The organism is Arthrobacter sp. 131MFCol6.1, assembly GCF_000374925.1.
Lineage (GTDB): Bacteria > Actinomycetota > Actinomycetes > Actinomycetales > Micrococcaceae > Arthrobacter.
Genome location: NZ_KB895541.1, coordinates 451,511 through 468,946 on the forward strand (window position 1 = coordinate 451,511; position 17,436 = coordinate 468,946).

Annotated in this window: 13 protein-coding genes; 6 read left to right on the forward strand and 7 right to left on the reverse strand. The window is 65.6% G+C overall.

Features of this window, described 5'->3' with window-relative positions:
• Window positions 1–115: 115 nt before the first annotated feature.
• A complete protein-coding gene (locus C566_RS20555; protein WP_331271111.1) occupies window positions 116–1,036 on the forward strand; it encodes a VOC family protein in 921 nt (306 codons plus the stop codon).
• On the opposite strand, the gene C566_RS0102190 is transcribed toward C566_RS20555, so the two are convergent.
• Window positions 1,005–1,784 (reverse strand): ion transporter, encoded by a 780-nt coding sequence (locus C566_RS0102190; protein ID WP_018772689.1) that lies wholly within the window; start codon window positions 1,782–1,784, stop codon window positions 1,005–1,007. The two genes, C566_RS20555 and C566_RS0102190, sit on opposite strands and share 32 nt — an antisense overlap.
• Before the next feature lie 399 nt (window positions 1,785–2,183).
• Between C566_RS0102190 and C566_RS0102195 the strand changes: the two genes are divergently transcribed.
• The 3 genes from C566_RS0102195 to C566_RS0102205 are packed head-to-tail and all read left to right on the forward strand — an operon-like array spanning window position 2,184 to window position 6,270.
• Window positions 2,184–3,308 carry an S-(hydroxymethyl)mycothiol dehydrogenase gene (locus tag C566_RS0102195; protein ID WP_018772690.1) on the forward strand — a complete coding sequence of 375 codons (1,125 nt, stop codon included), beginning with the start codon at window positions 2,184–2,186 and terminating at the stop codon, window positions 3,306–3,308.
• A complete protein-coding gene (locus C566_RS0102200) occupies window positions 3,305–3,925 on the forward strand; it encodes an MBL fold metallo-hydrolase (protein WP_018772691.1) in 621 nt (206 codons plus the stop codon). Before C566_RS0102195 ends, C566_RS0102200 begins: the two co-directional genes overlap by 4 nt.
• Window positions 3,922–6,270 carry an FdhF/YdeP family oxidoreductase gene (locus tag C566_RS0102205; RefSeq protein WP_018772692.1) on the forward strand — a complete coding sequence of 783 codons (2,349 nt, stop codon included), beginning with the start codon at window positions 3,922–3,924 and terminating at the stop codon, window positions 6,268–6,270. Before C566_RS0102200 ends, C566_RS0102205 begins: the two co-directional genes overlap by 4 nt.
• Before the next feature lie 164 nt (window positions 6,271–6,434).
• On the opposite strand, the gene C566_RS0102210 is transcribed toward C566_RS0102205, so the two are convergent.
• Genes C566_RS0102210 through C566_RS0102225 form a run of 4 tightly spaced genes read right to left on the reverse strand, consistent with a single transcriptional unit; the run spans window position 6,435 to window position 12,330 of the window.
• Window positions 6,435–8,942 (reverse strand): GcvT family protein, encoded by a 2,508-nt coding sequence (locus tag C566_RS0102210; RefSeq protein ID WP_018772693.1) that lies wholly within the window; start codon window positions 8,940–8,942, stop codon window positions 6,435–6,437.
• Window positions 8,943–8,964: 22 nt separating this feature from the next.
• Window positions 8,965–9,963: a formyltetrahydrofolate deformylase gene (purU, locus tag C566_RS0102215; protein WP_018772694.1), complete on the reverse strand. Its 999-nt coding sequence runs from the start codon at window positions 9,961–9,963 to the stop codon at window positions 8,965–8,967.
• Window positions 9,964–9,986: 23 nt separating this feature from the next.
• Window positions 9,987–11,945: a BCCT family transporter gene (locus tag C566_RS0102220; protein WP_018772695.1), complete on the reverse strand. Its 1,959-nt coding sequence runs from the start codon at window positions 11,943–11,945 to the stop codon at window positions 9,987–9,989.
• A 34-nt stretch (window positions 11,946–11,979) separates the two neighbouring features.
• Entirely contained in the window at window positions 11,980–12,330 is a 351-nt protein-coding gene (locus tag C566_RS0102225; protein ID WP_018772696.1) for a bifunctional 3-phenylpropionate/cinnamic acid dioxygenase ferredoxin subunit, read from the reverse strand.
• A gap of 249 nt (window positions 12,331–12,579) precedes the next feature.
• Between C566_RS0102225 and C566_RS0102230 the strand changes: the two genes are divergently transcribed.
• On the forward strand, window positions 12,580–13,815 hold the full coding sequence (locus C566_RS0102230; RefSeq protein WP_018772697.1) for an NAD(P)/FAD-dependent oxidoreductase: 1,236 nt from the start codon (window positions 12,580–12,582) through the stop codon (window positions 13,813–13,815).
• 82 nt (window positions 13,816–13,897) lie between these two features.
• The gene (locus C566_RS0102235) at window positions 13,898–15,034 is read left to right on the forward strand and encodes an aromatic ring-hydroxylating oxygenase subunit alpha (RefSeq protein ID WP_018772698.1); all 1,137 of its coding nucleotides are present in this window, start codon (window positions 13,898–13,900) and stop codon (window positions 15,032–15,034) included.
• Between the two features lie 57 nt (window positions 15,035–15,091).
• Here the strand turns inward: C566_RS0102235 and C566_RS0102240 are convergent, their stop codons facing one another.
• Together C566_RS0102240 and C566_RS0102245 are read right to left on the reverse strand one after the other, a co-directional pair.
• Entirely contained in the window at window positions 15,092–15,901 is an 810-nt protein-coding gene (locus C566_RS0102240; RefSeq protein WP_018772699.1) for an IclR family transcriptional regulator, read from the reverse strand.
• Window positions 15,902–16,080: 179 nt separating this feature from the next.
• The gene (locus C566_RS0102245) at window positions 16,081–17,436 is read right to left on the reverse strand and encodes a LuxR C-terminal-related transcriptional regulator (RefSeq protein WP_018772700.1); all 1,356 of its coding nucleotides are present in this window, start codon (window positions 17,434–17,436) and stop codon (window positions 16,081–16,083) included.

Below are 17,436 nucleotides of genomic sequence, written 5' to 3' on the forward strand. Positions count from 1 at the left end.
ACTCCAAATGTCCGGCCACTATGACCTCCTCGTCTCTGCTGGAAGCGTGCATAGTAAGACTACTTAATAGAGAAGCTGGGCGCCCGGCCGGGCCCCTGCTCGCTAGGCTATGTCCATGGACGGGAGCCAGACCCAGCGGACCTACCCTCAGGGCGTACCGTGTTGGATCGACACCGAGCAGCCCGACGTCGAGGCGGCCGCCGAATTCTATGCCGGCCTCTTCGGCTGGACGTTCGAGGACGCCGGGCCGGCGGGAGCGCCGGCCCGATACTTGATAGCCAAGCTCGACGGCCAAGACGTCGCCGGGATGGCGGGCACCCGGGGTGCCGCGGCGTGGAATACCTACGTATCCGTCGAGGACGCCGATACCGCAGTGCAGCGGCTGGTCGCCGCCGGCGCCACGGTGCGATCAGCTCCTGCCGATGCGGGCGAGGGCGGACGCGGTGCGGCGCTGACCGATCCAGGGGGCGCCGAGATCCGCATCTGGCAAGCCAAGCGGCGCTTAGGGGCACAGGTGGCCAATCAGCCGGGGACCTGGAATTTCAGCGATCTCCACACGCCCAACCCCGGCGCGGCCATCAAGTTCTACGAGGACGCGTTCGGCTGGCAGGTCGACGACCTCGGCTTCGCGAAGATGATCCGCCGGCCCGGCTACGGTGATCACCTTGAGGCGACAGTCGATCCTGGGATCAGGGCGAGGCAGTCAGGGCTGGCCGCCCCACCTGGCTTCGAGGATGCGATCGCCTGGATCGCGGCCACCGCCCCCGACAAACTGCCGCGCTGGCACGTCTCGTTCACTGTCGCCGACCGGGACCGAGCGGTGGCTGATGCGAAGCGACTCGGCGCCCAAGTCCTTCGCCAAAACGACACCGAGTGGACGCGCACGGCACTGATCCGCGACCCAGGGAGCGGAGTTCACCGCCAGCCAGTTCACGCCCCCGCCGGGATGAGCGAACCTTCAACAGAGGCGCCGGGCCTGATGGCGCCGGCTGTGGCACAAGCGTTCACTGGGTTGGCCCGGCAAGGAGCTTTCTGATCTCGGCGAGCTTTGCCTCGGACTCCTCGAGGCTCAGGCGGAGCCTTTCGACCGTTGCGGGACTCGTGTCAGCCGCTTTGACCGGGGGTGCGGAATCCTTTTTCTTGGGAGCGAGGAAGAAGTTGGCCAGGTAGCCGGTGAACGTGCCGAAGATGCCGACACCGACGACGATGATGCCTGTCCCGATCATGCGGCCCGCATCGGTGACCGGATATTGGTCACCGTATCCGACTGTCGAGATCGTGACGATCGTGTACCAGAGGGAGTCCGAGGCCGACGTGATGTTGGCCCCCGGGGCGTTCTGCTCGACGCTGAGAACCGCAAGGCTCCCGAATTCCAGCACGAAAATGCCCATGATCAGCAGGATGTACAGGGAGCTGCCGGCCCGATCTTTGAGCAGCGCGCGGCCAACCGTGTGGATGCCGACATCGCGGAGCAGGCGGTACACCCGGGCAAGCCGGAAGACGCGCAGGATCTTGAACTGCGCCAAAGGCACGCTGGCCAACAGGTCGGCCCAGCCGAAGTGCTTGAAGAAATAGGCGCCCGCCGATGGCGCGGTGAAGATCCGGAAGAGGAAGTCGGCGACGAAGATCATGCTGAACAGGGCGTTCATCGCCCTGAGTACGGTGTCGAGCGACTCGTCCTGCGCGGCATACAAGAGGACGAGATTGACGATCGACAGGATCGAAAGGATACCGATGAAGATTTCGTATCCGATGCTCTTCAGTTCATTGCGTTCCTTGCTCATGTGAGGATTCTGGCACGCGGTCAGCGATGTAGCCGACACTTTTTGCCCACGGTGCTGGCGCGTACAAGAGGGATCTGCGTGGAGTTCCGTATGGTGTCGCGCGCCGCACTGATGTCACGCCAGGTACGCGGAGGTCGCACTGCGGGAATCTATTGACACCCCCGTGTGATGACTGCCATATTTTCACAGTACGCGCTATGTGCATCTTGTTGTGTAATACGCAATTAGATGGCAGGTGTGGGACGCGCCCTCACCGTCAAAGCACAGGACAAGCGCTTGGGGGGCACGGGCAGACAATTTCGAGCCGCAACGGGTGGGCCGAAAATGGCATCGCGTGTCCGTCGCCAGAGAGTCCCGCCAAAGAGTCCCTCGCGGACTCAGGAAAGGAACACAGGAATCATGGTTCACAAAGTAAAGGCGGTCATCGCCAAGGAAAAGAATGCCCCGGTCTCGGTGGAGAACATCCTCGTGCCGGATCCCGGGCCCGGTGAGGCGCTCGTGGACATTCTGACCTGCGGCGTCTGCCACACGGACCTGCACTACAAGCAAGGGGGAATCACCGATGATTTCCCCATCCTGCTGGGCCATGAGGCCACCGGCGTGGTCAGCGCCGTCGGCCCGGACGTCACCGAAGTGGCTCCCGGGGACCGCGTGATCCTGAACTGGCGCGCCGTGTGCGGCGAATGCCGCGCCTGCGCCAAGGGGCAGCCGCAGTACTGCTTCAACACCCACAATGCAACGCAGAAGATGACTCTCGAGGACGGCACGGAACTCTCGCCCGCGCTGGGCATCGGCGCCTTCGCCGAGAAGACGCTCGTCGCCGCCGGGCAGTGCACCAAGGTTGACGACGACGCCGATCCCGCCGCCGTCGGGCTGCTCGGCTGTGGTGTGATGGCGGGCATCGGCGCGGCCATCAACACAGGTGAGGTCCAACGGGGCGAATCCGTCGCAGTGATCGGCTGCGGCGGCGTGGGCATTGCCGCGATCGCCGGCGCGAAGCTGGCCGGTGCCACGACGATCATCGCCGTGGACATCGACGCCAACAAGGTGGAGATGGCCAGGTCCCTCGGCGCCACGCACGGCGTGGACTCAAGCAAGGAGGACCCGATCGAGGCCATCCGGGCGCTGACCGGAGGCAACGGTGCCGACGTCGTGATCGAGGCGGTGGGACGCCCCGAAACGTACAAGCAGGCGTTCTACGCCCGGGACCTCGCCGGCCGCGTGGTGCTGGTGGGCGTGCCGACGCCGGACATGTTGCTCGAGCTGCCGCTGCTGGATGTCTTTGGCCGCGGCGGGTCCCTGAAGTCCTCCTGGTACGGAGACTGCCTGCCGTCCCGCGACTTCCCGATGCTGGTGGCGCACTACAAGCTCGGCAATCTGGACCTGGACGCCTTCGTCACCGAACGCATCACCATCGACCAGGTGGAAGAGGCCTTCGGCAAGATGCACGAGGGAAAGGTCCTGCGCTCCGTGGTTGAAATCCGGCCGGCCGCCGATCTCGCGTCGGTGGCGGCGTCCGCATGAGCGTCACCATCGAGAACCTGGTGACATCGGGAACGTTTTCGCTCGACGGCGGCACCTGGGACGTGGACAACAACGTCTGGATCGTCGGCGACCGCGAAGAATGCGTGATTATCGACTCCCCGCACGACGCAGCCGCAATCATCGACCAGGTCCGCGGCCGGAAGGTCCTTGCCATCCTGCTCACCCATGCGCACAACGACCACATCGGCGCGGCCCGCGAGGTGGCCGCGGCGGTGAATGCCCCCATCCACCTGCACCCCGATGACCTGATGCTCTGGGAACAGGTTTATCCCGACGTCAAGCCGGACCGTGAGCTTGCCGATGGCGAGGTCTTCCGCGTAGGAAGCGCGACTCTGAGGGCCATCCACACCCCCGGCCACTCACCCGGATCCACCTGCTTCCTGCTGGCGGGGCAGGGAACAGTGTTCACCGGCGACACGCTGTTCAACGGGGGCCCGGGGGCGACCGGCAGGTCCTACAGCGACTACCCGACCATCCTCGCCTCGATCCGGGAACGGCTGCTGACGCTCCCTCCCGAAACCGTGGTCCGCACCGGGCACGGCGACAGCACCACGATCGGGGCGGAGCGGGAGACGCTGGCCAAGGTGACGCTGTGAAATTGGGCAGGCAGCCGGCGCCCGTCGCGGACATCAACGAGGACGAACTGGAGGTCCATAAACCGAAGAAGCAAGCAGCCGGCGTCAAGGCAGTGATGGTTGCGCTGGAGCGCGCCGTGGCCCAGGCCGGGGTAGCCCGGACGGCCCACTCGCTGCTGCGGCTGAACCAGCGCGGCGGATTCGACTGCCCGGGTTGCGCGTGGCCGGAATCGGATAAGAAGCGCAAAACGGCCGAGTTCTGCGAGAACGGCGCCAAGGCGGTGGCGGAGGAGAACACCCTGCGCACGGTCGGGGCGGAGTTCTGGGCCCGGCATTCCATCGCCGAGCTGTCCGGGAAGACCGAGTACTGGTTGGGTAACCAGGGCCGGCTCAGCGAGCCCGTGGTGATCCGCGAAGGGGAGACGCACTATTCGCCGATCTCCTGGGCGGACGCCTTCGAGCTCATCGGCTGCCACATCCGGGCCAGCACGCCTGACCGCTGTGTCTTCTACACCTCCGGCCGCACGGCCAACGAGACCGCGTTCATGTACCAGCTCTTCGCGCGGGCTCTGGGCACCAACAACCTGCCGGACTGCTCCAACATGTGCCATGAGTCCTCGGGCTCGGCGCTTAACCCCACCATCGGCATCGGCAAGGGCACCGTGTCCCTGGACGATATCCATGACGCCGAGCTCATCTTCGTCGTCGGGCAGAACCCCGGCACCAACCATCCCCGGATGCTGTCGGCGCTGAAGGAATGCAAGGACAACGGCGGGAAGGTGGTGGCGGTGAACCCGCTGCCCGAGGCCGGGCTGTTCAACTTCAAGGATCCCCAGACCTTCTCCGGAGTGGTTGGAAACGGCACACCGCTGGCCGACGAGTACCTGCAGATCAAGGTGGGCGGGGACCTGGCCTTGTTCCAGGCCCTGGGCCACCTGCTGCTGGCCGAAGAAGATCGGGCACCCGGCACCGTCGTCGACCGGACTTTCGTCGAGGCGCAGACGGACGGCTTCGACGCCTACCGCGACGCCCGCCGGGAGCTGGACTGGGACGAGACCGAGAAAGCCACCGGCCTGGCCCGGAAGCAGATCGAGGAGGTGGCCGGAGTGCTCATCCGGGCCAAGGCCACGATCTTCTGCTGGGCCCTCGGCGTCACGCAGCAGCCGCACTCCGTGGACACCATCAAGGAAATGGTCAACGTCCTGCTCCTGCAGGGCAACTTCGGCAAGCCCGGCGCCGGCGCCTGCCCGGTCCGCGGGCACTCCAACGTCCAGGGCGACCGGACCATGGGCATCTGGGAGAAGCCCAAGGAATGGCTGCTCGAAGCCCTGGACAAGGAATTCGGGATCACGTCTCCGCGCGGCCACGGCTTTGATGCAGTGGAGGCCATGGAGGCCTTTGAGCGGAACGAGGTGGATGTGTTTGTGTCCATGGGCGGCAACTTCTCCCTCGCCTGCTCGGACACAGAGACGCTGGAAGCCGGGATGCAGCGGATCGGCCTGACGGTGCACATCTCTACCAAGCCGAACCGTTCCCACGTGGTGCACGGACGCACCTCGCTCATCCTGCCCACCCTGGGCCGGACGGACAAGGACGACAAACACCCCAAGGGCGCCCAGTTCCTCTCCGTGGAGGACTCCATGTCCGTGGTCCACTCGACACAGGGCCGGCTGACGCCCGTCTCCGAGCACCTGCTCGCGGAGCCTGTGATCATCGCCCGGATGGCCGACGCCACGTTCGGCGAGGACCATCCGGTGAACTGGAAGGCCATGGCCGGGGACTACGACGTGGTCCGGGACCACATCTCCCGCGTCATCCCGGGCTTCCAGGACTTCAACGCCCGGATCCGGACCAGGAACGGCTTTGTGCTGCCCAACCCGCCGCGGGACACCCGGTCCTTCAAGACGGACATCGGCCGTGGCCGGTTCACGGTCAGCCCGCTGGAGTACCTGACTCCGCCGGACGGCCACCTCGTGCTCCAGACCATCCGCAGCCACGACCAGTACAACACCACGTTCTACGGCGTGGATGACCGGTACCGCGGAATCTCGGACGGTCGCCGGGTGGTCCTGGTCCATCCCGAGGACCTGGCCGAGCTCGGCTTCCAGGACCGGGACCTGGTGGACGTGGTGAGCACGTTCCGGGGTCACGACCGGCAGGCGGACAAGTTCCGGCTGGTGGCCTACCCGACGGCCAAGGGCTGCGCCGCGGCGTACTTCCCGGAGGCCAATGCCCTGGTCCACAAGGAAAACGTGGCCCGCGAATCCAACACCCCCGGCTTCAAGGCCATGTTCGTCCGGTTCGTGCCGCACCCTGCGGAGCATTCCGAGGCGGCCGGAGTGCTTGGGACGGCCACAGCGAGCTAGGCACCATGACGGAATGGCCCCGCTTCCTGGTTGGAATCCAGCCAGGCAGCGGGGCCATTCTTTTAGGCCCTATCTTTCGAAAGCGTGTGTCTAACCAAGGAACGAGCGAGGACGCGTGAAAAGCCGGGGGTTGCCGGTCTCTAGCCGGCAACCCCCGGTTCGCGTCAGCCGCGCAGCCGCTCCATGCCGGGATCGAACAGCGGCTCGGCCGTGACAGTCGCGGCGATGCGCTTGCCGAAGTACTCGACCTCCACGGCGTCGCCCTCGGTCACCGAGGCAGGCAGCCAGGCATAGGCGAGGGGCTTGCGGACCGAGTAGCCGTAGGCGGCGCTGGTGACATAGCCGGCGGCCTCGCCGTTGACGTACACCGGTTCCTTGCCCAGGACCACGGACGTGCCGTCGTCCATGGTCAGGCACCGCAGCGCCCTGGTGGCGGGCTGTTCCTTGCGGGCTGCCAGCGCTTCGCAGCCCACGAAACCTTCCTTGTCCTTGGCGATCGAGAATCCCAGGCCGGCCTCGTAGGGGTGGTGCTGGGAGGTCATGTCCGTGCCCCACAACCGGTAGCCCTTCTCGAGCCGCATGCTGTTGAATGCGCCACGCCCGGCGGCGATGATGCCGTGTTGCTGTCCTGCCTCGAAGAGGAGGTCCCAGAGCTTCAGCCCGTATTCCGCGGTGGTGTAGAGCTCCCAGCCGAGCTCACCCACGTAGGAGAGCCGCATGGCGGTGACAGGGATGCCGCCCACCGAGATGTCCTTGGTGCGGAAGTACTTCAGGCCCTCGTTGCTGAGGTCGTCCGTGCTGAGCTTGCCGATCACTTCACGGGCCAGCGGCCCCCAGAGCCCGATGCAGCAGGTGCTGCCGGTGATGTCGGATACGTGCACCCACCGGGCGGGATCCGCGGCCGACTGCTTCCTGGCCTCGACGCGGAGGTAGTCAAAGTCCACGTTGCTGTTCACGCCGAGCTGGAACTCTTCCTCCGCGAGGCGGGCGACCGTTACGTCGCTGCGGATGCCGCCGTCGTCCGCCAGCAGAAGGCAGTACGTCACGGCACCCGGCTTCTTTGCGATGTTGCCGGTGCTCAGCCGCTGCAGCAGTGGCAGCGCCCCGGGCCCCGTGACCGCCAGCCGCTTCAGCGGCGTCATGTCATAGAGCCCGACGGCGGTACGCGTTTTCCACGCTTCGGCCGCCGAGATGGGGGAGTGGAACATCGCGGACCACTCGTCCCGCTCGGGTGCCTGCCACTGCACCGGCAGTTCGTCGAGCAGGGCGCGGTTGGCCTCGAACCAATGCGGGCGCTCCCAGCCAGCGGACTCCAGGAAGAACGCGCCGAGCTCCTTCTGACGGACGTTAAAAGGGCTGACGCGCAGGTCACGCGGGGATTCCTTGGGCTGCAGCGGGTGCAGGACGTCGTAGATTTCCACGAAGTTCTGCTGGGACGTTTCGCTGACGTAGTGGTCGCTGGTCTGGACCTTCTCGAAGCGCGTGAGCTCGCAGCCGTGCAGGTCGGTGCGGGACTGGCCCTCGATGAGCAGCTCCGCCATGGCCCTGGCCACGCCGGCTGAGTGGGTCACCCAGACTGCCTCGGCCACGAAGAAGCCGTCGACGTCGGGGGACTCGCCCATCAGCGGGCCGCCGTCGGGAGTGAAAGAGAAGATCCCGTTGAAGCCGTCGTCGATCTGGGCCCCGTGCAGGGCCGGGAGGAGTTCCTTGCTGTCTTCCCAGGCGGGCAGGAAGTCCTCCATCGTGAAGTCCAGGCGGGAGGGCATGCGGTGATCCGACATCTCCTCCGCGCCAACGCTGGGCAGCTGCGCCATGTCCACGGGCATCGGTCGGTGCGCGTAGCTGCCGATGCCGATCCGCTCGCCGTGCTCGCGGTAGTAGAGGTCCTTGTCCTGGAAGCGCAGGATGGGCAGTCGGGCGCCGTTGGGAAGTTCGTTCCGGCCCTTCAGCTCCGGAAGTGGCGTGGTCTTAACGTACTGGTGCGCCAGAGGCAGCAACGGCACCTTCATGCCAACCATCTTGCCGAGCTCGCGGCCCCAGAACCCGGCGCAGGACACCACAAGGTCCGCCGGGATCACGCCGTCGGCCGTTTCGACGCCGGTGACCCTGCCCGAGGTCTGTTGGATGCCCGTCACGGTGGTGGAGCCGAGGTAGGTCACGCCGGCTTGCCGGGTGCGGCTGATGAGCAGCTGGACGGCGCGGGCCGCGGAGGCCAGGCCGTCCGTGGGGACGTAGAGGCCGCCGAGGACCTCGTTGCCGTTCGCCAGCGCCCCGGTGGTCAGCAGCGGGTAGTGTTTCCCGCACTCGTCGGGGTCGATGATCCGGCCTTCAATGCCCCAGGAGGTGGCGTACCCCAGCTTGCGCCTGAGGTCCTGCAGCCGCGCCTCGGTGGTGGCGAGCTCAAGGCCGCCGAGCTGGTTGAAGCAAGACACCCCGTCGGCGCTGAGGGAGAGCAGCTTGTCCACCGTGTAGCTGGCGAATTCCGTCATGGTCTTGGACGGGTTGGTCTGGAAGACCAGGCCGGGGGCGTGCGAGGTGGAACCGCCGGCCAGTTCCAGCGGACCCTGTTCGACGACCGTGATGTTGTTCCAGCCCCGGCTGGCGAGTTCGTCCGCGAGGTTGGTGCCGACAATGCCGGCGCCGATGATGACGACGCGTGGTGATGCGCTCATAAGTTGTTCTCCTGGTTTCGCGTTAGCGGAATACGACAGTGCGGGTGTTGTTGAGCAGGACGCGGTGCTGGCAATGCCACTTCACAGCCCGGGACAGGGCCTGTGATTCGGCGTCCCGGCCAATCGTCACCAGGGCGTCCGCATCCAGGCTGTGGTCCACCCGGAAGACCTCCTGCTCGATGATGGGTCCCTCATCCAGGTCCGGCGTCACGTAGTGCGCCGTGGCCCCGATGAGCTTCACGCCGCGGTCATAGGCCTGGTGGTACGGCTTCGCGCCCTTGAAGCCCGGCAGGAAGGAATGGTGGATGTTGATGGCCCGGCCGCGCAGGTTTGTGCATAGATCGTTGGACAGCACTTGCATGTAGCGCGCCAGTACCACCAGATCGGCGTCGTACCCGGCCACGAGTTCCAGGAGCCGTGCCTCGGCTTCCGGTTTGGTGCCGGGGGTCACTGGAACATGGATGAACGGGAGCCCGGCGTTTTCGGCCATAGCGCGAAGGTCCTCATGGTTGGAAACCACGACGGCGATCTCCGCGCCCAGGCTGCCCGCGCGCCACCGGTAGATCAGGTCGTTCAGGCAGTGGCCGAATTTGGAGACCATGACCAGGAGGCGCTGCGGCCGGCCGTCGTGGAAGGTGAAATCCATGCCAAACTCGGCGGCCGTTGCCGCGAAGCCGGCCGTGAGGAGTTCCATGTCCTTGGTGTCGAGCTTGTGGTTGAGACCGTCGAAGCCGGGGTCCCGCCGGGCATGATCACCGTGGCCGGAACCACCGCCACTAAAGGCCGTGCGCAGGAAGAGGTTCCCGCTGACGTGGTCATCGAACTGCTGATGCTCCACGATGTCGAAGCCGCGGTCGGCCAGGAAGCCGGTGACCGCCCGGACGATGCCAGGCCTTTCCGGACAGGCCAGGGTGAGGACAAATTCTGCCGTGCGGGTCCCTGGTGTCGAGCGAGCGGCAGCGGCCTCGGATGTCACGGGGGCAATGGCGCCGGCGTGGCGGCTTTCAAGAATTGTGGTCACGATTGACTCCTGGTTGGTGTCGACTAGTTGGTGGCGCCGGTGGGGTTGCTGCTCTTGGCCTCGTTGTCTTTGGCGTCGCCCGGGCAGCGCGTGCCCTCGGCACAGCGTCCGTCGCATTCATGTTTGGTCACCAGCTCGAACTGCACGCCCCCGTGCTGTTCCACGCCGGTACGGATGGCGCGTTCGACGACGGTTGTGGCGAGCCGCTGCCGCAAGGCCAGCGGATCGCGGCGCAGGTCACGTGCCAGCGCGACGCATAGCAGCAACATGACCACTACGAAGGGCAGGGCGGCTACGATCGTGATGCGTTGCAGGCCGGACAACGCCTCGGACGGTTCGTCTCCGCCGGCAAGGAGCATCACGGCGGCCACTCCGCCGGTCAGCAAACCCCAAAAGATCACGAGCCCGCGGCGCGGTTCGCTGGATCCGTTGGAACTCAGGGAGGCCATGATTATGGAGGCTGAGTCTGCTCCGGTGATGAAGAAGATTGCCACCAGGACCATGGCCAGGACGATGACTGCAGTGGTGGCCCAGGCGGGCATGTTCAGGTTCTTGATCAAGTCGAACAGGGCGCCGTCGAAGGATATGGAGGGTGCGCCGTCGACCATTTTGACGAGGCCGTCGGTGGGGTCCTGCGTCTTGTCGGCCTGCTGCTGGATGCCAAAGGCAGTGCCGCCGAAGATGCCGAACCAGATCACGCTGACAATGCTCGGTACCAGCAGTACCCCGGTGACAAACTGCCGGATGGTGCGGCCCCGGCTGATGCGGGCGATGAACATGCCCACGAACGGCGTCCAGGACAGCCACCAGGCCCAGTAGAAGATGGTCCAGCTGGACATCCAGCTCCGCAGTGCCTCGTCTCCCACGGCTTCGGTCCGGGAGGACATTTCCGCCAGGTCCCTGGCGTAGTCTCCCACCGCGGCGGGGATCAGGTTGAGGATGAAGAGGGTGGGGCCAGCAACAAAGACGATGAGAGCCAGGACGACGGCCAGGACCATGTTGATGTTGGAAAGCCACTGGATGCCGCGGCTGATGCCGGATACCGCGGAGGCCACGAAGCAGGAAGTCAGGATGGCGACGATCACCACGAGCACGGGGGTGCCGATTTCCCCGACCCAGCCGTTGGACGTCAGTCCGCTGCCGATCTGGAGGGCGCCGAGGCCCAACGAGGCAGCGGTACCGAACAGCGTGGCGAAGATGGCCAGGATGTTGATGAACTTGCCGACGGGCCCTTCAACCATCCTGATGCCAAAGAGTGAGGTGAAGGCCGCGGAAATGAGTTGCCTGCGGCCCAGGCGGTAGGTGCCGTAGGCCATGGCGATGCCCACCACTGCGTACATGGCCCACGGGTGCAGGGTCCAGTGGAAGATGGAGGTGGCCATGGCGGTCTGGATGGCTGCGGGGGTCCGTCCGTCCACGGTTCCGGGTGGCGGCGAAATGTAGTGGTAGAGCGGCTCAGCCACGCCATAGAACATGAGCCCGATGCCCATGCCGGCGGCAAACATCATGGCCACCCAGGAGATGGTGCGGAATTCGGGTTTTTCGCCGTCCTTGCCCAGCGGGATGTTGCCGAACTTGCCGAGCGCCAGCCACAGGACGAAGACCACGAAGAGAGAAGCCAACACCATGAAGAGCCAGCCGGTGTATTCCATGACCCAGTCAAGAACGCCCTGTGACGTGGCAGAGAGGCTGTCCCTTCCGAGGAAGCCCCACATCACGAAGGCGATGGCGCAGGCTCCCGTGATCCCGAAGGTGACCTTGTCGAGGGTGAGCTTGCGGTTCCGGCGTTCCGTCACGGCCCGCTCGGTCTTGCTCTGACGCAGTTCCTGCAGGAGCTCGTCATAGTTTTCCGCGTCCGGGACGGATGCGGAAGGGCGGGGGGCGGTTGGGGGACGGTCCGGAGCATTGGTGCCGGTGTCCGCGTCGATGTCACTGTCTATGCCGATGTTACTGTCTGTGCCGATATCACTGTTCAATGCCATGAGGAAGTCCTTTGTTCGGATTCATGGGCTGGTGCTAGATGTGGCCATCCACTGTCAGGCCTGGAGGGAGGTTGGGAACCTCGTCGGATTCGGTGATCATGATGTCGCCGTCAATCACGCTGACCTCGTGTCGGCGGACGGGCAGCTTGGCCGGCGGGGCGTCCACGCCGCCCGTGCGCAAATTGAACCTGGAGGCGTGCAGCGGGCATTCAACCCAGCAGTCCTCCACCCAGCCGTCGGCCAGGGAGGCGTCCTGGTGCGTGCACGTGTCGTCGAGGGCAAAAAGCTCGCCGTCTTCCGTGTGGAACACCGCGATGGGCGGCGACGTGTTCAGGCGGAGCGCTTCCCCGGGTGCCAGTTCGCTGAGCGGGCATGCCTTGTGCATGGAGGGACCTCTTCTTCGGTCGGGATCCTTGGCTGTGCAACTGCTACTGGTGGAGTTCCGTAGTGAACAACAGCAATCGCAATAAGCAACAGAGTGCGATAGCTCACAATGCTTGTCAAGACTTTTCCTCTCTATTGCGGACCCGCGTCTTCTCAGCAGGAAGACCCTTGACAGTGCCCGTGACATACCTCACTCTGTTGCATATAGCGATTGTTGTTGCGTCACAAGCAATTGAAAGGAGGCGCCGAAGTGCAGACACTTGCGATTGTGGGAGCTTCCCTGGCAGGTCTTTCGGCCGCCCGGGCAGCCCGCGCCCAAGGCTTCAGCGGACGGTTGGTCATCATTGGCGATGAGCCGCACCGTCCGTATGACCGGCCGCCGCTGTCCAAGGACTTCCTGCTGGGCAGCGTCACGGCGGAGGACTTGTTCCTGGAGGCCGACGCCGACGAGCTCCAGGCTGAATGGGTGCTGGGCGCCGAGGCCGTGTCCCTGGATGCTTCCTCGCGGACCATCGTTCTTAATGACGGCCGCACCGTGCAGGCGGACGGCATTGTCATTGCCACCGGCGCGAGGGCCAGGCAGCTGCCCACCCTGGCCGGTCTAAGCAACGTTTTCACCCTGCGCACCCTCGCGGACGCACAGAGCCTTGCGCCCGAGCTAGTGCCCGGGAGCAGGATGGCCGTGATAGGTGCCGGTTTCATCGGCGCGGAGGTTGCCTCGGCTGCCGCATCGCGAGGCATGGAAGTCACCATGATCGACACCAAGCCGGTCCCGTTCGCCGCCCAGCTCGGTGCGGAGATGGGCGGCGTGGTGGCGGGGCTTCACGCCGCCAACGGCGTGGAACTCATTTCCTCCGCCGTAATCGAGGACTTCTACAGCGGCGAAGGCAACGTCACCGGACTCCGGCTGGCCGGCGGACGCTACGTGGGCGCCGACGTCGTGGTGGTCGGCATTGGAGCCGAGCCAAACACGGAGTGGCTGGAGGGTTCCGGTCTGGAGCTTCGCGGTGGAGTCCTGTGCGACGCCATGGGCCGCACCGGTGTCCCTGGCATCGCCGCCGTGGGGGACTGCGCCGCCTGGTTCGACCATGCGGCGGGCACGCACCGCCGGGTGGAGCACTGGACCGGCGCCGTGGAGCGTGCCGCACTGGCCGTTGAGGCGCTGCTGGACTCTGATGCCGCGCCGAGGCCGGCCAAACCGCACTATTTCTGGTCCGACCAGCACGGCGTCAAGCTGCAGTTCGCAGGCCACTGCGCCGGCTACGACCGGCTGGAGATCGAAGTCGGCGACGCCCTGACGCACAGCTGTCTTGCCGTGTACTACCGCGAGGACGTCCCGGTGGCGGTCCTCGGGATGAACCAGCCGCGGCTGTTCACCAAGTGGCGGCGCCTGCTCGCTGCACCCGCCCGGCCACTGGGCTCACCCAGCGGGCAGGCTGCCTGTGCGGACGCCTCCGCGCTGGTGGGCGCAGCCGCCGTGTCCTGACAACCGTGCCTGAAACCTGTTCCCAAATATCCCGTCCCTTCAAGTTCCAGCTTCGTTGATCTTTGTTCGTTAGGAGGACAAATTGTCTCTTGAGGTAAGCGCCCCGAGCCTGATCCCCACCCTGCCCGGTTACACCTACGTGGATGAGGCCGTGTTCCGGGCCGAGCAGGAGCGGATCTTTGAGCAGATGTGGTTCTGCGCCGTCCGCTCCGCCGACTTGGACAAGGCCGGCGCATGGCGGACAGTCCAGGTCGGGCGGGAGAGCGTGCTGATCAGCCGCACCCGCAAGGGCGGAATCCGTGCCTTCTACAACATCTGCCGGCACCGGGGCGTCAAGCTGTGCATGGAAGAGCAGGGCGAAGCCGCACGCTCGTTCCAGTGCCCGTACCACGCCTGGACCTATGACTTCGAGGGAAAACTCATCGCGGCGCCCAACCTGACCAAAATGCCGGACATCGACCGGGACGAGTACGGCCTGGTGAAGGTCCATATCCGCGAATACCTGGGCTACGTCTGGGTGTGCCTGGCTGACGAGCCGCCGTCGTTCGAAGAAGAAGTAATGGGTGCCATCGAGGAACGGCTCGGCGACCTCAAGGCGATCGAAGGCTACGACGTGGCCAACCTCAGCCTCGGCCGCCGGATCCGCTATGACGTAAAGGCGAACTGGAAGCTGATCATCGAGAACTTCATGGAGTGCTACCACTGCGCCACCATCCACCCGGAACTGACCGAGGTCCTGCCGGAATTCGCCGACGGCCTGGCTGCGCAGTACTTCGTGGGCCACGGCGCCGAGTTCGGCGAGGACGTCAAGGGCTTCACCATCGACGGCTCGGAAGGGCTGGACCTGATTCCGGGGGTGGGGGAGGACCAGGACCGCAGGTACTACGCCATCACCATCAAGCCCACAGTGTTCGTGAACCTGGTCCCGGACCACGTGATCATCCACCGTATGTTCCCCATGGCCGCGGACCACACGATCGTGGAGTGCGACTGGCTCTACGTGCCCAGCGTCGTGGAGAGCGGCAAGGACGTCAGCGCGTCCGTGGAGCTGTTCCACCGCGTCAACCAGCAGGACTTCGACGCCTGCGAACGGTGCCAGCCGGCCATGGGCTCGAAGGTCTATGCCAAGGGCGGCGTGCTGGTGCCGAGCGAGCACCACATCGGCGCCTTCCATGACTGGGTCCAGCAGAAGGTCGGGGACGTTACCCCCGGCCATTGAGGCATGCTACCAATGGAGGACCCGCTGGAACCGTTGGTTTCGGCGGGTCCTCCGCTGTTAACGCCCGGTGTAGCCCATCTTCGTGCTGATCTGCAGCCCCGCCTGTTTCAGCGCATCGAGGAGTCCCGGCGCCGTCTCCGGATCAAAACGGAAGGCCGGTCCGGAAATGCTGACCGCGCCGATCACGGCTCCCACATGGTTGTACACCGGCACGGACATCGAGTTGAGCCCGATTTCGAACTCCTCCCGGACCACTCCGTAGCCGTCACGGGCGACGTCGATCAGCTGGCTTTCGAGCTTGTTCCTGTTGGTGATGGTCCGCGGCGTCCGGGCCGGAAGCCCGGTCTCCTTCAGGACGCGGTCCCGCTCGTCCGCGGACAGTGCAGCCAGCAGCACTTTTCCGCTGGAGGTCGCGTGGAGCGGCGTCAGGCTGCCCACCCAGTCGTAGGTGGCCAGCGTTGACGGGCCCATGGCCTGGTCCACGTTGACGGCGTAGTTGGAGCGCAGGACGGCCAGGTTCACCGTCTCCTTGAACTCCTCTGCCAGGCTTTCGAGTACGGGCCGGGCCTCGCGGACCAGGCTGAGCCGCCCGGGGATGGAGCTTGCCAGCCTCAGGATGCCGAAGCCCAGCTGGTACTTTCCGCGCTCACTGTTCTGGTGGACCATTTCCCGGCTCACCAGCGAACCCAGCAGCCGGGAGACTGTTGACTTGTGGATGCCCATCTCGTCGGCGATTTCGCTCACGCCCGCGTGGCCGTCCCGCGCCAGGATTTCCAGGACCATGAGCGCCCGGTCCACTGACTGGACACCCCCGTGCTGGCCCGACTCCGCATCGACGTCGGACTCGGGGTCATTTTTGGAAGCCATGATCCATACTCTCAAGTAGTTTCTGCGGCCTGCTTGCCCGCCACAAGGCCGCCTGTAGCGTCCTCTCGGTTAGTTCCACAGTTTCGATCCTATGCCGTGAGGTGTGATGGGGCCGACATTGGGTTAAGTGGATTGACGTAGGTCCATTTCGTGGAGTCCTCCAGTTCCCCGGTCCGGGTCTATCGCAGTCCGTTGCTGTGGGCCATCGCGATGGCTTCGGTGCGTGAGGTGGCGCCAACTTTCCGGTAGATGTTCCGGAGATGGAACTTCACGGTGTTCTCGCTGATGTGCAGTTCCGCCGCGATGGCCCGGTTCCGCTGTCCTGCGGCCAGCAGCTGCAGCACCTGGAGTTCACGCTCGCCAAGCTTCCAACCGGAGACGTCCGCCAGGTGGCGGGCCGGCGGATCGAGGGGGAGTGAGACGGCGACGTCGGCTCCCCAGCCGGGCATCACATCCACCGACATTCTTCCGTCAAGTGCTTCGACACGTTGGGCGAGGCGGGCCATGGTCGGTGCCGCGGCGGACAGTTCGCCGGGACCGTCGTCGCGGACGTTGACCAGGAGGTTCTCTCCGTCGCAGTCCCACTGCGTACGGATCCGGCGGACGCCGGACTGGTCCACCATGGCAAGCACCAGCCCGCGGACAATTGCCCGGGCCGCGTGGGCCACTTCGCCGGGCAATGCCCGGCCGGTGACGGGAGGTTCGATGAACTGTACGTCGATGCCGCTGAAGGTCATGAGCGGTTTCAGGTCCTCGCGGAGGCGTTGGAAGGCGGTGGCGACGGGTTCCTCGACCAGTTCCGTGATGCGGTCGTTGAGAGTGCGGAGACTGACCAGGGCCTTGGCGGCGACCTCGGTGGCGGACTTCCGTGCCGCGTCGTCGCCCAGCGCGGGGGACCGCAATGCGGCGAGCAGGGTTTCGAGGGTGGTGGAATGGCGGTCCACCAGTTCGGCGGTCACCCTGACCCGCTCGGCCGAGGCCGCGCGGGATTCAATGAGGTACGACGGCGGTGCGTCGGCCACCTTCTCCCGGATCCGCTCGGCTGCCAGCATCCAGAGGTAGCGGAGCAACCGCCCTGCCGCCGCGTGCTGGGTGGGGTCCTGCAGAGGCTGCGGATCGGCGACCACCAGCAGGGCATTGCTCGGTGAAGACAGGGCCAGGACCGAATGCGGCTCGCCGCCAAGCACCGCTTCGCCCTGCCAGGATTCAGGGCCGGCATCCTCGCCGCCGGAGCGTCCGCCGTTGGAAAGTGACGCCCGGATGTGGTCGAGTTCGGCGATGGATACGCGGCTGATGATCGACTCGTCGCCGGCCTTCTTCTGCGGCCGTCCCGTGCAGTCCTCAGTGAAGATGACCAGCGCGGTACTGCCCAGATAGGGGAGTGTGGCTTCCCACAGCCGCCGGGCAATGGTGGCCAGCGGCGCGGTCGACACGGCGGCGACGGCTTCGAGCAGGGGCTGCGCCTCGTCGACAAGCCGAGGTAGGTCGGGCCGCGGAAGAGAGTCGGTGTTGGATGCATCGGTGAGTACTGCCAC

Coding starts and splice junctions, on each gene's coding strand:
- C566_RS20555 (WP_331271111.1), top strand. CDS start 116: ATGGACGGGAGCCAGACCCAGCGGACCTACCCTCAGGGCGTACCGTGT.
- C566_RS0102190 (WP_018772689.1), bottom strand. CDS start 1,784: ATGAGCAAGGAACGCAATGAACTGAAGAGCATCGGATACGAAATCTTC.
- C566_RS0102195 (WP_018772690.1), top strand. CDS start 2,184: ATGGTTCACAAAGTAAAGGCGGTCATCGCCAAGGAAAAGAATGCCCCG.
- C566_RS0102200 (WP_018772691.1), top strand. CDS start 3,305: ATGAGCGTCACCATCGAGAACCTGGTGACATCGGGAACGTTTTCGCTC.
- C566_RS0102210 (WP_018772693.1), bottom strand. CDS start 8,942: ATGAGCGCATCACCACGCGTCGTCATCATCGGCGCCGGCATTGTCGGC.
- C566_RS0102220 (WP_018772695.1), bottom strand. CDS start 11,945: ATGGCATTGAACAGTGATATCGGCACAGACAGTAACATCGGCATAGAC.
- C566_RS0102225 (WP_018772696.1), bottom strand. CDS start 12,330: ATGCACAAGGCATGCCCGCTCAGCGAACTGGCACCCGGGGAAGCGCTC.
- C566_RS0102240 (WP_018772699.1), bottom strand. CDS start 15,901: ATGGCTTCCAAAAATGACCCCGAGTCCGACGTCGATGCGGAGTCGGGC.